The 13,828-nt window shown below is 71.8% G+C and carries 11 protein-coding genes and 1 tRNA gene; 6 read left to right on the top strand and 6 right to left on the bottom strand.

What is annotated here, in order from left to right; all coding sequences use genetic code 11:
- Window positions 1-73: 73 nt before the first annotated feature.
- Both SH922_RS07500 and SH922_RS07495 read right to left on the bottom strand, forming a co-directional pair.
- Window positions 74-2,959: a glycoside hydrolase family 2 TIM barrel-domain containing protein gene (locus tag SH922_RS07500; protein WP_393056200.1), complete on the bottom strand. Its 2,886-nt coding sequence runs from the start codon at window positions 2,957-2,959 to the stop codon at window positions 74-76.
- A 229-nt stretch (window positions 2,960-3,188) separates the two neighbouring features.
- A tRNA-Leu gene (locus tag SH922_RS07495) sits at window positions 3,189-3,273 on the bottom strand.
- A 183-nt stretch (window positions 3,274-3,456) separates the two neighbouring features.
- Between SH922_RS07495 and SH922_RS07490 the strand changes: the two genes are divergently transcribed.
- The 3 genes from SH922_RS07490 (at window position 3,457) to SH922_RS07480 (ending at window position 6,085) form a co-directional block, all read left to right on the top strand.
- On the top strand, window positions 3,457-4,791 hold the full coding sequence (locus SH922_RS07490) for a M20/M25/M40 family metallo-hydrolase (protein ID WP_393056198.1): 1,335 nt from the start codon (window positions 3,457-3,459) through the stop codon (window positions 4,789-4,791).
- Between the two features lie 151 nt (window positions 4,792-4,942).
- Window positions 4,943-5,176: a chaplin gene (locus tag SH922_RS07485; RefSeq protein ID WP_393056196.1), complete on the top strand. Its 234-nt coding sequence runs from the start codon at window positions 4,943-4,945 to the stop codon at window positions 5,174-5,176.
- A gap of 138 nt (window positions 5,177-5,314) precedes the next feature.
- Window positions 5,315-6,085: a chaplin family protein gene (locus SH922_RS07480; RefSeq protein WP_393056194.1), complete on the top strand. Its 771-nt coding sequence runs from the start codon at window positions 5,315-5,317 to the stop codon at window positions 6,083-6,085.
- 65 nt (window positions 6,086-6,150) lie between these two features.
- Here SH922_RS07480 and SH922_RS07475 read toward each other — a convergent pair whose 3' ends face one another.
- Complete coding sequence (locus SH922_RS07475) at window positions 6,151-6,339, bottom strand: DUF5703 family protein (protein ID WP_136328229.1); 189 nt, start codon at window positions 6,337-6,339, stop codon at window positions 6,151-6,153.
- Window positions 6,340-6,386: 47 nt separating this feature from the next.
- Between SH922_RS07475 and SH922_RS07470 the strand changes: the two genes are divergently transcribed.
- The gene (locus SH922_RS07470; RefSeq protein WP_393056191.1) at window positions 6,387-7,046 is read left to right on the top strand and encodes a hypothetical protein; all 660 of its coding nucleotides are present in this window, start codon (window positions 6,387-6,389) and stop codon (window positions 7,044-7,046) included.
- Between the two features lie 82 nt (window positions 7,047-7,128).
- Here the strand turns inward: SH922_RS07470 and SH922_RS07465 are convergent, their stop codons facing one another.
- Complete coding sequence (locus SH922_RS07465; protein WP_393056188.1) at window positions 7,129-9,378, bottom strand: helix-hairpin-helix domain-containing protein; 2,250 nt, start codon at window positions 9,376-9,378, stop codon at window positions 7,129-7,131.
- Window positions 9,375-10,358 carry an aldo/keto reductase gene (locus SH922_RS07460; protein WP_393056186.1) on the bottom strand — a complete coding sequence of 328 codons (984 nt, stop codon included), beginning with the start codon at window positions 10,356-10,358 and terminating at the stop codon, window positions 9,375-9,377. The genes SH922_RS07465 and SH922_RS07460 overlap by 4 nt, the downstream gene beginning before the upstream one ends.
- Before the next feature lie 140 nt (window positions 10,359-10,498).
- Between SH922_RS07460 and SH922_RS07455 the strand changes: the two genes are divergently transcribed.
- A complete protein-coding gene (locus SH922_RS07455; RefSeq protein ID WP_393056184.1) occupies window positions 10,499-11,548 on the top strand; it encodes an LLM class F420-dependent oxidoreductase in 1,050 nt (349 codons plus the stop codon).
- A gap of 286 nt (window positions 11,549-11,834) precedes the next feature.
- Window positions 11,835-12,623, top strand: coding sequence for a ferritin-like domain-containing protein (locus tag SH922_RS07450; protein ID WP_393056182.1), 789 nt, complete (start codon window positions 11,835-11,837; stop codon window positions 12,621-12,623).
- Between the two features lie 55 nt (window positions 12,624-12,678).
- On the opposite strand, the gene corA is transcribed toward SH922_RS07450, so the two are convergent.
- A complete protein-coding gene (gene corA, locus SH922_RS07445) occupies window positions 12,679-13,665 on the bottom strand; it encodes a magnesium/cobalt transporter CorA (RefSeq protein ID WP_393056180.1) in 987 nt (328 codons plus the stop codon).
- Window positions 13,666-13,828: the final 163 nt, after the last annotated feature.

Genomic DNA, 13,828 nt, shown 5'->3' with positions numbered 1-13,828 from the left:
ATCGTCCGCCAAGGTCCCCGTCCCGCCCCGCCCCGCGCTGATCGGGGCGGGGCGGGGCATGGGATCCGTGGGATCAGCCCAGTGCCGAGAACAGATACGAGAACTCCGCCGGCGCCGCGTCGAGCCGGTGCTCCGGCAGTACGCCCGGTCCGCAGGACTGCGAGCCGATGCCCTGCACCGCGTGGTCCAGGTTGACCCAGACGCGGTCCCCGGCCACCAGATCCGGCACGTGCTCCGCCGCGTCCAGCTGTTCGCTCGTCCAGCGCCGCGCGGTGAACCAGAACGGTGTGCCGCCCTCCGCCCGCAGCCCCGTACCGCCGGCGCCGGTCAGCTCCACCCACCGGACGTCCACCCGGGCCCCGTTCTCCTGAGGCCTGACGTACGGGGTCTGGAGCGCGTCCACCTCCATCTGCCACTGCCCGAGCATCGCGGCGGCCCGGGTGTCCGGGTACGCCTCGCCCGGCCCGCCGCCGAACCACCGCGCACCGCCGTACGCCGCGGGCAGCCCGAACCGGATGCCGAGCCGGGGCAGCGGCACCCGCCAGTCGCCTTCCGGCACCACGGACACCGTCAGCCCGAGCCGGTCCCCGGCGGCCGTCCACCGGTACGTGGTGCGCAGCCCCAGGTCCCAGCCGGCCGGCGCCACCCGGGTCCGTACCGTCAGCGCGTCCTCGTCCGCCTCGACCGCGTCGACGCGGTGCCGCATCCGGTGCAGCCCCAGCTCCCGCCAGCGCAGCCCGTACCGCTCGTCCGGCTGCCAGGCCGCCCCGTTGTCGTTGTCGGTGGGTGCCCGCCACACATCCAGCCGCAGCCCCTCCACCGGAACGCCCCCGATGCGCACCGGAGCCCCGGTCGCCGCGTCGAAGACGCCCGGCCCGAGGGTGATCACGCCACCGGACCGCACCGGCCGTGCACCGGCCGCCGGTGCCGGGGCGGCCGGTGCACCCGTCTCCACCTGGCCCCATGCCACCACGTGCCCGCGCTCGCCCCAGGCGGTGTCCTCGGCGAGTACCGCCCGTACCGTCCACAGGCCGTCACCTGCGGCGCCGGGTGTCACCTCCGCCGACGCGCCGGGCGCGAGCTCCGGCACCGCCAGGGTGCCCGAGGCGACGACCGTGCCGTCCACCTCGTGCGACCAGAGGAATTCCAGATGCCCCAGCCCGGCGAAGTCGTGGCCGTTGGTGACCGAGAACGAACCGGGGGCCGGCCCCGGGCCGATCCGCACGGGTTCGATGACCTTCTTGTACTCGACGAGCCCGGGGGACGGTGTGCGGTCCGGGAAGAGGAGGCCGTCGCAGACGAAGTTGCCGTCGTGCAGCTCCTCGCCGAAGTCCCCGCCGTAGGCGAAGCCGTGCTCGGGATGGGCGAAGCCGTGGTCGATCCACTCCCAGACGAAGCCGCCCTGGCAGCGCTCGTACCGCTCGAAGAGCCGCTGGTACTCGCTCAGGCCGCCCGGCCCGTTGCCCATGGCGTGCCCGTACTCGCACATGATGAAGGGCATCGCACGCCGCCGGGCGTCGAGTTCCGCGTCACCCCAGGGTTCCTCCGCACGCTTGCCGATGAGTTCGACCTCGGCGTGCGTCGGATACATCCGCGAGTACAGATCGACGTCCTTGCAGGAGAGGTCGCCCTCGTAGTGCAGCAGCCGCTCCGGGTCCCGCCCCCTGATCCATTCGGCCATCGCGGTCAGGCCGCTGCCCGAACCGCACTCGTTGCCCAGTGACCAGATGATCACCGAGGCGTGGTTCTTGTCGCGCTCGACCATGCGGGCCGCCCGGTCGAGCAGCGCGGGGGTCCACCGCTCGTCGTCGACCGGGTTGCCCCGCCACTCCAGGTCGACAAAGCCATGTGTCTCCAGATCGCACTCGTCGATCACCCAGAGCCCGAGCTCGTCGCACAGGTCGAGGAAGGCGGGGTGCGGTGGATAGTGGCTGGTCCGCACGGCGTTGATGTTGTGCTGCTTCATCAGCACCAGATCGCGCCGCATCGTCTGCGCGTCGACGGCCCGGCCCGTCTCGGGGTGGAACTCGTGCCGGTTCACCCCGCGGAACAGCAGTCGCCTGCCGTTGACCTTGATGACCCCGTCCTCGACCACGACCGTGCGGAAGCCGATCCGCAGGGGAGTCCGCTCGCCGGCCGTGACCAGCTCCGCGTCGTACAGCCGGGGAGTCTCGGCGGTCCACGGCTCGACCGGCAGGGTCACGGACTCGCCCGCGGCGATGTCGACTCCCAGCTCGGGCACCAGGACCCGGCCCCTGGCCCCCTCGCACTCCACGAGCAGCGTCCCGGAGCCCTCCCGGTGGTCGTAGCCCGCGTGCACGAAGAAGTCCCGGGCGGCGTCCTGCGGGCGGTGCAGCAGGGTGACCTCACGGAAGATGCCCGGCAGCCACCACTGGTCCTGGTCCTCCAGGTAGCTCCCCGACGACCAGGCGTGGACCCGTACGGCGAGGACGTTCTCGCCGGGACTCAGCAGATCGCCCACGGCGAACTCGTGCGGCAGGCGGGACCCCTTGAAGTCGCCCAGCTCCTGCCCGTTGAGCCAGACCCGGGCACAGGACTCCACGCCTTCGAACCGGAGCACGAACTCGCCGTCCCGCGGCCGGTCCCCTGGCAGCGTGAACGCCCGCAGATGGTCACCGGTCGGGTTCTCGGACGGCACCCGCGGAGGATCGACGGGGAAGGGGTAGACGACGTTCGTGTACGCGGGAGCGCCGCCTGCGCCCTGGAGCACCCAGTGACCGGGCACCGCGACCGTCCCCCATGCCGAGGCGTCGAACCCCGGCCGGGCGAACGACTCGTCCTCGACGCCTGCCCCGGGTGAGAGCCGGAAGGCCCACTCACCGTTCAGGGGCATCCGCCAGGCATCGGACGTAGGGCACCAGGAGCGCGGCGCGAGCCCACCGGAACCCGGGCTCGGATCCTCGTACCAGGGCAGCGTGTCGGTGTCGGTGCGGCTCATGGTTCTCCTCGTTCGGAAACACCCTTCCGAGGGTGACGTTAACCAGGAATGAACCGTTTCAACAAGGGTGGTGGCACGGATGGTTCCGCAGTGACCGCTCACGATGAGAACGGCAGCGGCGCGGTGGGCGCCGGCTGCCTCAGCCGCGGCTGCAGGGCCTTCCCCGGCCGTGGCAGTCCCGACAACGCAAAGTGCCGACCAGGATCTCTCCTGATCGGCACGTGCTCTGTGTCCGAGGGGGGACTTGAACCCCCACGCCCGATAAAGGGCACTAGCACCTCAAGCTAGCGCGTCTGCCATTCCGCCACCCGGACTAGGTGTCTGTCTCGCGGGCCCGGCCCGTTCCGACGTGGAAAACCATAGCAAACATTGGGGGGTGCTCGATCACGCCCCGGTCGGTGTGACAGCCGGATGACGAGGGGCGGGTGGCCTTGGGTACGCGGGCCGGGCGCGGGAGGATGAGGGAGAGCACCACAGCGACAGCGGAGGGAACCAGCGTGAGTGAGACCAAAGCGGCCAGGACCGGCTCGGGTGAGAGCGCCGAGAACGAGGTCGTCGACCTCTGTCGTGACCTGATCCGGATCGACACCAGCAACTACGGGGATCACTCGGGACCGGGCGAGCGGCTGGCCGCCGAGTACGTGGCGGAGAAGCTCGCGGAGGTCGGGCTGGAGCCGCAGATCTTCGAGTCCCACAAGGGCCGCGCCTCCACGGTGGCGCGGATCGAGGGCGAGGACCCGTCCAAGCCGGCCCTGCTGATCCACGGCCACACCGACGTCGTCCCGGCCAACGCCCACGACTGGACGCACCACCCCTTCTCCGGGGAGATCGCGGACGGCTGCGTGTGGGGCCGGGGCGCGGTCGACATGAAGGACATGGACGCGATGACCCTGGCGGTCGTGCGCGACCGGATGCGCAGCGGCCGCAAGCCCCCGCGCGACATCGTGCTCGCCTTCCTCGCGGACGAGGAAGCGGGCGGTACGTACGGGGCCCGGTACCTCGTCGACAAGCACCCCGACCTGTTCGAGGGCGTCACCGAGGCCATCGGGGAGGTCGGCGGCTTCTCCTTCACGGTCAACGAGAACCTGCGGCTCTACCTCGTGGAGACCGCGCAGAAGGGCATGCACTGGATGCGGCTGACCGTGGACGGCACGGCCGGCCACGGTTCGATGACCAATGACGACAACGCGATCACCGAGCTGTGCGAGGCCGTAGGGCGGCTGGGGCGGCACAACTGGCCGGTCCGGGTGACCAAGACCGTGCGCTCCTTCCTGGACGAGCTGTCCGACGCGCTCGGCACCCCGCTCGATCCCGAGGACATGGACGCCACGCTGGCCAAGCTGGGCGGCATCGCCAAGATGGTCGGCGCGACCCTGCGCAACTCCGCGGCCCCCACCATGCTCGGCGCCGGCTACAAGGTGAACGTGATCCCGGGGCAGGCGACCGCTCATGTCGACGGCCGCTTCCTGCCGGGGTACGAGCAGGAGTTCCTGGCCGACCTCGACCGGATCCTCGGCCCGCGCGTCAAGCGCGAGGACGTGCACGGCGACAAGGCGCTGGAGACCGACTTCGACGGCTCGCTCGTGGACGCGATGCAGGTCGCGCTCAAGGCCGAGGACCCCATCGCGCGGGCGGTCCCGTACATGCTCTCCGGTGGTACGGACGCCAAGTCCTTCGACGATCTGGGCATCCGCTGCTTCGGATTCGCTCCGCTGAAGCTCCCGCCGGAGCTCGATTTCGCGGGCATGTTCCACGGTGTGGACGAGCGCGTACCGGTCGAGGGCCTGAAGTTCGGAGCGCGGGTACTCGACCGTTTCATCGACCACAGCTGAACAGCCGAGATCCTGTCGCGCTATTCGCCAGTGTGTACGTACCTAACCGGAACGAGTGAAAGGGATGGATCGCTCGTAGCCCGATTACTTCTTCCTCGTTACAGGTGATGCGGTCCGCGGCTGGGACCGCATTTGCCAACTAGGAGGAATAATGATCAAGAAGATCGTCGCCGCTGCGGCTGTCACCGGTGGTCTGGTGCTCGCGGGTGCCGGTATGGCCGTCGCCGACTCGGGCGCCCAGGGTGCCGCTGTCGGCAGCCCCGGCGTGCTCTCGGGCAACGTCATCGAGGTTCCCGTGCACGTCCCGGTGGAGGTGTGTGGCGACTCGGTCTCCGTGATCGGGCTGCTCAACCCTGCCTTCGGCACCGCCTGCGTCAACGACTGACGTTGTGCGTCAACCCGCAAGGGTTTGAGCCCGCTCGGCCCCGGAGCGCACGCCATGTGCTCCGGGGCCGTCGGGTCCTTTGCCCCCGCACGGTCAAGTCCGGGGGTATTCCGGAAGGTAGAAGGCAGGAAACAACCTATGCGACAGGTCACGCGTAAAGGCCTGATCACCATGGCGGCTGCGGGCGGCGTGCTCGCGCTCAGTGGTGGTTACGCGCACGCCGACGCGGGAGCGGCCGGCGGCGCATCGAATTCCCCGGGGGTGCTTTCAGGGAATACGGTACAGATCCCGGTCGAGGTACCGGTCAATGTCTGCGGCAACTCCGTGAGCGTCGTGGGACTGCTCAACCCAGCGGCGGGCAGCGCCTGCGGGAACGGTTCGGACCGGGCGGCCACAGGCCGTCACGGCTCGGCCTCCGGGACCCCGGGCCGCCACGCCTCGGACAGCCGGGCGTCGGACGGCCGCGGCCAGGGCGTGCGGGCGGGCACCGGGAAGCACCGGGCGGTCAGCAGCGGCAACGGGGGCGGGGCAACCGCAGAGGGGACGGCACACGGCTCTCCCGGCCTGCTCTCGGGCAACCAGATCCAGGTGCCCATCGACATCCCCGTGAACGCCTGCGGGAACAGCGTCACCATCGGTGGCCTGCTGAACCCCGTGACCGGCAACACGTGCGAGAACGACAGCGCGCCGCCGGTCGTTCCGATCACCCCGGTCACCCACGAGGCACCGCCGGTGCCCGGACCGCGCACCATCCCGAACGCGCCCGAGCCGCAGACCCTGCCGGCGAGCACTCCGCAACTCGCGCACACCGGAGGGGGCGGGCTCGACCTGCTCATCCCGGCGAGCGCGGGTCTGCTGCTCGCAGGCGCGGGCACGGTGCTGTACCGCCGCGGCAGGGCCGCCGCCTAGAGACAGACGGCAGCAGGTAGCACGGTGAAGGGAACGGGCCCCGCGGCAGCGGGGCCCGTTCCGTCTCACCAGGTGGCGCGCAGCTGGCGGATGATCCGCCGCCGCAGCCGCACCCGGCGGCTGCCGTCCAGGCGCAGCGTCAGTCGGTCCAACTCCCAGTGCCCGTACTCGGCATGGTCGGTCAGCAGGCGGGCCGTCTCCTTCCGGGACACCCCGCGCGGCACGTACACGTCGACAAATTCGTATTCCGGCATCGCATCTATTGTGCGGGCAGAGCCCGTGTACGGATAGCGTCTGCCCTATGTCTGATGCTGCGCAGCCCACCGCTGCCGAGGTACGCGCCGCCGCCGATGCGGTCAAAGCCGCGATCGACCACCACCTCGCGGCGGTCGAACGCCGGTCCGGGGACGACGACCCCGCTGTCTACGACGCGTTCAACGCACTGGCCGCTGCGGCCGAGGTCTACGACGAACTCCTCTACGACCGCCATGACGAGGTCACCCCGTTCGAGATTCCGGGGGTGGAGGACTCCCTGCCGCCGTACAGCGGCCCGGAGGAGCCGAACGCGCTCAGCGTGCTGATCCGCCGTGACTACGCGGTGGTGGAGCCGCAGCGGCTGCTCGCGCAGGCGCAGCGCGTCGCCGACGTGGACCCGGACGACCGCGGCAGCGAGGGCGCCGCCGTGGTCGGCAGGAGCGTCCATGCGGCGCTGGGGGTGCTGTTCGGGGAGTACGAGGCGGACGAGATCGCCTCCCGGCACACGGAGTTCGGCCTGGAGGAGGGCGACTCCACGCTCTGGGTCGCGGCGGCGGAAGAGCTGCCGGAGCCGGGGGAGTGGCTCGGCGCCCCGTTCGACGACGCGGATCCGCAGCTGGTGGTCTGCCGCTTCGACGTCAGCGCGGTCTTCGACGAGGACGATCTGGACGAGGAACTGGACGGTCTGACGAGGGACAGGACCTGATCCCTCCCTCCTGCCCCTGACGGAGCCGTACCGAAGAGTGCCGGGCGGACGCACGACGCGCCCGCCCGGTCCGCAGGGGCCGTCAGGCGCCGGACGCCTCCAGCAGCGTGCGCAGCCGGGTGGTGCGGTCCTGGGCGGGGGACTGGGCCACGGCGCGGGGCAGGGCCTGGTCGACACCGTGCACCACGGACAGATGCCGTTCCCCCCGGCCGAACGCGGTGTAGACCCAGGGGCGGCTCAGCCCCTGAGCCGCGTCACCCGGCAGCACGACGACGACCGCGGGCCACCGCATCCCCGCCGCCTGGTGGGCGCTCAGTGCCCAGGCGTGCCGCACGGAGGCGGCCACCCGCTCCTGCGGTACGACGACGGGGCTCCCCGCACAGTCCAGGTGCAGTCCCTCGGCATCGGCGGAGACGACCACACCGGGCACGGTCCTGCCCGGCGCGGGGACATGAGCCACCCTGTCCCCCGGATCGAAACCGCCGAAGCGGCCGGGGCCCGGGTTGAGCCGCTGCTTGAGCGCCTCGTTCAACGCCCGGGTGCCGGCCGAGCCGCCGTGGCCGACGGTGATGACCTGGGTGTCCGAGGACGGCACCCCGATGGCACGCGGCACGGAATCGGCGACCAGCTGCACCGTGCGGTGCACGGCCTCGCCCGCGTCGCGCACGGGGACGATCACGACCTCCTTGCCCGGTGCCTCCACCTGGTTCAGCTCCCCGATGCCGATGCCGGAGACCAGCTCGCCGATCGGACCGGGGTCCGGGGTGCGGGAGACGATCCGGGGGCAGGCGCGGGCGGCCAGGACATCGGCGAACACCCGCCCCGCACCGGCCGATTCCAGCACGCCCGGATCGCCGCTGAGCACCAGCCGGGTGCCGTCGGCGAGGGACTCCACCAGCATGGCGCCGGTCTCGACGTCCAGCTGAGGGGCGTCCAACACGACGAGCAGGTCGAGGGCGAGTGCCCCCTCCTCGTCCCGGCCGGGGCCTTCCGCGCCGGACAGGAGCCCGGCGAGTGTGACGGCCGCCGAGGGGTCGCCGACCGCCCCGGCCAGCCGCTGCCTGCCGTCCACGCTGTGCGTGGCGCCGAGGGCCCGCAGGCCGAGAGCGCCGGCGGCGGCGATGAGCGCCGCGGGTTCGGCCCTCGCCGCCTCGCCACCCGTGTGTGCGACGAGGCCGTGGGCCGCGGCGGTGCGGATCAGTTCGGCGGCCGAGGGGGACGGGGCCGCCGCGGCGGCGTCCGACCAGTCGGCGTCCTTCTCGCAGGCGTTGACCAGCCGGGCGAGTCCGTCGGCGAGGCTCTCCTCCGCCAGCGCGTAACGGTCGAGGCCGAGGAACACCTGGACCGGCTCCTGCTCGGCCGCCGGCTCCGCGTCTTCTTCGGTCCCGCCGCTGTCGTCGGTCTGCTCGCCCTCCGGGCCGTCCTGGAAGACCAGGACGACGCCCTCGGCGATGGCGTGCTGCACCGCCGCGTCGGGGTCGGCCACCGCCCGCCCGGTGAGTGCGGCGCGCACCTGCTCCGCGTCCAGCGCGGTGTGGCCCTGCAACGCGGCACGCTCCAGCAGCCAGCCGACGAGGGCGGCGGTGCGCCGCTCGTCATCGGGGCCGCAGCCGGCGCCGAGGAGCGCCCGGGCAAAGCCGTCGGCCTGTTCCGGGCCGACTCCGGGCAGGGCCAGCAACTGCCACGGGTCCGCGCGCAGGATCTCGCCGGCCTGCCCGCCCAGGGTGCCGGCTGCCGGGGTGGCCAGTGCCTCCGGAGCGCCTCCCTCGGCCAGCACGGCCGCCACGGCGGCCACGGCCTCCGGCGACGCGTCCTGGGGCGCGTGGACCGGCTCGGGGGCCCGCTCGCGCACCGGCGTCGGCGCGGGGGCGCTCCGGCGGGCGGGGGAAGGGGCGGGGGAGTCGAAGAACGCCGTGCTGGGCTTCTCGCCGCTCTCCACGGCCCGTACCGCCGCCAGCAGATCGGCCGCCGGGCCGCTCAGCTTCGCACCGGCGGCGATGGGGCCCTCCTTCTCGGCCTTGCGCTTCTCGATCCGCTCCCGCAGCTCGCGCTGGGCGGCCAGCTCCGCCTCGGCCTCGGAGAGCGCCGCGGCAGCGCCGGCGGCGCCCTCGGGGGCCCCGTCCGCGCCCGCGACGGTGTCCTCCGAGGGTGCGGACCCGTCCGTCCCCTCGGGACCCCCGGCCGTCTCCCCTTCGTCGGCCAGGTCGTCGGCCCCGGCAGCGGCCTCCTCGGCGGGTGCGGGTGCGGGTGCGGTGGCGGGCTCGTCCGCGACGACGCTGTCGTCGTCGGTGGCCGAGGGGCCGGGGGATTCCCCCCGGGGAAGCGCAGTCACAGCGTGCTCCAGTCCTGGTCGGGATAGCGGTGCACGGGCGCCGACACATCGTCGAGCGCCTGGCAGATCTCGTCAGGAAGACTAAGCGCCTCCACTGACAATGCCTCCGTGAGCTGCTGCGCGTTGCGCGCGCCGATGATCGGGGCCACCACGCCCGGCCGGTCCCGTACCCAGGCGAGCGCCACCTGGAGCGCCGTGGTGGCCAGGCCGTCGGCCGCAGTCGCCACGGCGTGCACGATGCGGCTCGCCGGGTCGTCGAGGTACGGCTCGACGAAGGGGGCCAGCAGCTCGGAGGCGCCGCGCGAGTCCGACGGGGTGCCCGTGCGGTACTTCCCGGTCAGCACACCACGGCCCAGCGGCGAGGACGGCAGCAGCCCCACGCCGAGGTCGAGCGCGGCAGGCAGGACCTCGCGTTCCACGCCCCGCTGCAGCAGCGAGTACTCCATCTGCGTACTGGCCAGCCGGGTCCGCACCCCGGGCGAGGCGAGCTGCCAGGTCGCGGCCTTCGCCAGCTGCCAGCCGCAGAAGTTGGACACCCCCGCATAACGGGCGCGTCCGCTGGAGACCGCGATGTCCAGTGCCTGGAGCGTCTCGTCCAGCGGGGTCATGGGGTCGAAGGCGTGGACCTGCCACAGATCCACGTAGTCCGTGCCGAGACGTGCCAGCGAGGCGTCCAGGGCGGCCAGCAGATGTCCGCGCGAGCCGTTGAACCTGCGGTACGGATCCGCCACGCTTCCGGCCTTGGTCGCTATGACCAGATCGCGCCGCGGCACCAGGCTCCCGACAAGCTGCCCGAGCAGGTACTCGGCCTCCCCGCCGCCGTACACATCCGCCGTGTCGACCAGGGTGCCGCCCACCTCCCAGAAGGCCTTCAGCTGCTCGGCAGCGTCGTGCTCGTCGGTGTCCCGGCCCCAGGTGAGGGTGCCGAGCCCGATCCGGGACACTCGAAGGCCGGTGCGGCCGAGATGCCTCTGCTCCATGGGCGCTGAGATTACTGGCCAGAGCTCCACGCGTCGCAGGCCTGTGGACAACCGGGGCGCGGGTTGCCCCTGCCGTATCGCCTTCCCGCGCGCTAGAGTCCGGAGCACAGGGACGTTACTGATCAGTAAGGGGAGCGGCTATGCGGCTCGGCATCAATCTCGGTTACTGGGGTGCGGGAATGGACGGCGACAACCTCGCCGTCGCGCAGGAGGCCGACCGGCTCGGCTACGACGTCTGCTGGGCGGCCGAGGCCTACGGCTCCGACGCGCCGACCGTACTGTCCTGGGTCGCCGCGCAGACCGAGTCCATCGACGTCGGCTCCGCGATCATGCAGATCCCGGCCCGTCAGCCCGCCATGACGGCGATGACCGCGGCCACCCTCGACTCCCTGTCCGGCGGCCGTTTCCGCCTCGGCCTCGGGGTGTCCGGGCCGCAGGTCTCCGAGGGCTGGTACGGCGTCAAGTTCGACAAGCCGCTCGCCCGCACCCGGGAGTACGTCGAGATCGTCCGCAAGGCGATGGCCCGGGAGCGGCTCTCGTACGAGGGGCAGCACTGGACGCTCCCGCTGCCCGGTGGTCCGGGCAAGCCGATCAAGCTGACCGTCCACCCGCAGCGCGAGCACATTCCGCTGTACATCGCCGCGATCGGTCCGAAGAACCTGGAGCAGACCGGCGAGATCGCCGACGGCGCCCTGCTGATCTTCCCGTCCGCGGACCATCTCGAGGACACCGCGATGAAGTACCTGCGGGCGGGGCGCGAGAAGGCCGGCAGGACCATGGACGGCTTCGACGTCTGTCCGACGTTGCCGCTCGCCGTGGGCGACGACATCAAGGGCCTCGCCGACATGTTCCGGCCGTACACCGCGCTGTACGTGGGGGGCATGGGCAGCCCCAAGCAGAACTTCTACAACCAGCTCGCCCAGCGCATGGGGTACGAGAAGGAAGCCGCCGAGATCCAGGAGAAGTACCTGTCGGGCGACAAGGCCGGTGCGGCCGCCGCCGTACCGCACCAGCTGATCGACCAGACCACGCTGCTGGGATCGGTGGAGCGGATCGCCGACCGGATGCAGGCGTACGCGGCCGCGGGCGTCACGACCCTGACCCTGGCACCCGCGGGATTCACGCTCGACGAGCGGATCGCCGCGCTGCGGGCCGGCACGGACGCGCTGGAGCGGTCCGGGCTCGCTTGAGGGCTGTCCCGCCGTCCCTGACGGGCTCGCGGGGTCCTACGGGACAGCCCCCGGGCAGCACTACGGCCGTGGTGGGGGCTCGGGGGGCCTCCCCGCCACGGCCGTCACCGGGAACAACGCTGCGTGGGCGGTTGGGTTACGGGGCCTGTGCGGAAACGGTTCTCCGGGGTGGGGCCGCCGGGAGGGCGGTACCCCGTTCGGCCCAGTGAGGGGGCGCTCCTGTTGCCCGTCGGGGCCGGGCACATTTGACTGTCGCTCGGCAGACGCCGGCACGGAGGTGGCAGAGATGCTCTCGGCAAAGAACCTGTTCCAGGAGATTCTCGACGACGACGAATCGTTCCGGCTGTTCTGTTCCATCGCCGCCAGCGGGGAGTCCCAGGGCGGCTGGGAGAACGGTCGCATCGCGGCCCTCGTACCCGCGAGCCAGCGCGGGCTGGCCCCGAAGATCGCCCGGCACGGTGCCGACGAGGACAAGCACGGGCGGATCTTCAACGCCCTGCTGAGGAAGCGCGGTCTGACGGCGGTCCCGGTCCCGCACGAGACCGACTACACGATGCTGCTGGAGAAGCACGGCATCGGGCTCGCCCATGAGCAGCTGGGGCGCGAGGAGCCGCTCACCGAGCGCGACATCATCACGTACCTGGCCCACAGCCGGGTGACCGAACAGCGTGCGTCCGAGCAGATGCAGCTGCTGCGCAAGTACTTCGCCGACCACCCCGACCTGGGCCGCGCGGTCAGGATGATCTCGAGCGACGAGGACAACCACCTCGCGTACTGCCACGAGGAGCTGCTGCGTTTCGCGGCAGCCGGGCACGGCCGGACGATCCAGCACATCCTGCGCGAGTGCGCCCTCGCCGAGATCCGGGTGTACCGCGACGTCAGCCTCGCCGTGATGGACCACATGGGCCGCGTCCTCGGCTGGTCCCCGGCCAAGGCCGCGGTGCTGGCGGCAGGGATCCACGCCGTCCACGCCTACGAGCGGCTGTTCGGCTGGCGGCGCATGGTCAGCCTGACGCCTCCCGAGCGGCGCGACGCGCTGGGCGGGCCCGCCGTGCCGGCACCCGAGTTCGCCTGAGCGGGGCCGGCCGTACCGGCACCGTGCGGCCGCCCGGGCCCGCCGCACGCATCCGTCAGAGCCAGCCGCGGCGTTTGAACTGGCGGTACAGGCCGACGACGGCGCCCGCCATCAGCAGCACGACCGCCGGATAGGCCCAGACCCAGCCCAGCTCCGGCATGTGCTCGAAGTTCATTCCGTAGATCCCCGCGACCATCGTCGGCACGGCGGCCATCGCCGCCCAGGCCGAGATCTTTCGCATGTCGTCGTTCTGCCGCACCCCCATCTGCGCGAGATGAGCGGACAGGATGTCGGAGAGCAGCCGGTCCAGCCCCTCCACCTGCTCGTTGGCGCGCGTCAGATGGTCCTGGACGTCCCGGAAGAACGGCTGCGAGTGCTCGTGGACGAACGGCACCCCGGCGCTCGCCAGCCGGGCCATCGGCGCGGCCAGCGGGACCGTCGCCCGGCGGAACTCCAGCACCTGGCGCTTGAAGGTGTAGATGCGGGCCGCGGTGTTCTTGGAGTCGCCCGTTCCGTTCGGGGCGAAGACCTGCGTCTCCAGCTCCTCCAGGTCGACCTGGAGCTCACCCGCGACATCGATGTAGTGGTCCACGATCGCGTCGCTGATCGCGTACAGGACCGCCGTGGGACCGTGTTTGAGCACATCGGCCTCGGCCTCCAGCCGGCGGCGGACCGCGGCCAGGGGCGCACCCTCGCCGTGCCGTACCGTCACCACGAACGAGTCGCCTATGAACACCATCAGTTCGTCGGCGCTGACCGTGTCGCTCTCGTGCTCGTACACGATGGGTTTGATCACCGCGAACAGCGAGTCGTCGTACACCTCCAGCTTCGGCCGCTGGTGCGCGGCCAGCGCGTCCTCCACGGCCAGCGGGTGCAGCCCGAACTCGCTGCTGACCAGGTCGAACTCCTTCTCCGTGGGCTCGTGCAGGCCGATCCACAAGAACGCGTCGCCGCTGGCCCGCGCCTCGTCGAGGGCGTCGGAGAAGTCGGCGGGGCCGTCGGTGCGGCGTCCGTCCTTGTAAATGGCGCAGTCCACGATCACGCGCGCATTCTTCCCTGCTCCGGTCCCCGGCGCACCTTTGCGTGGGCGTCGGCCCAGGGCCTCTCGTTTGGATCATGCTGGGCTCGCGGGATCCGGCACCGCACCGCGCCGCGTTGTCGTCGGTCGCCAGGGCTCCGCCATGACTCCCTCCTCCGCCTTGCGA

Source organism: Streptomyces sp. LN549, from assembly GCF_043203805.1.
In the GTDB taxonomy this organism is placed as follows: domain Bacteria; phylum Actinomycetota; class Actinomycetes; order Streptomycetales; family Streptomycetaceae; genus Streptomyces.
This window is presented reverse-complemented; position numbering and strand designations above follow the sequence as displayed.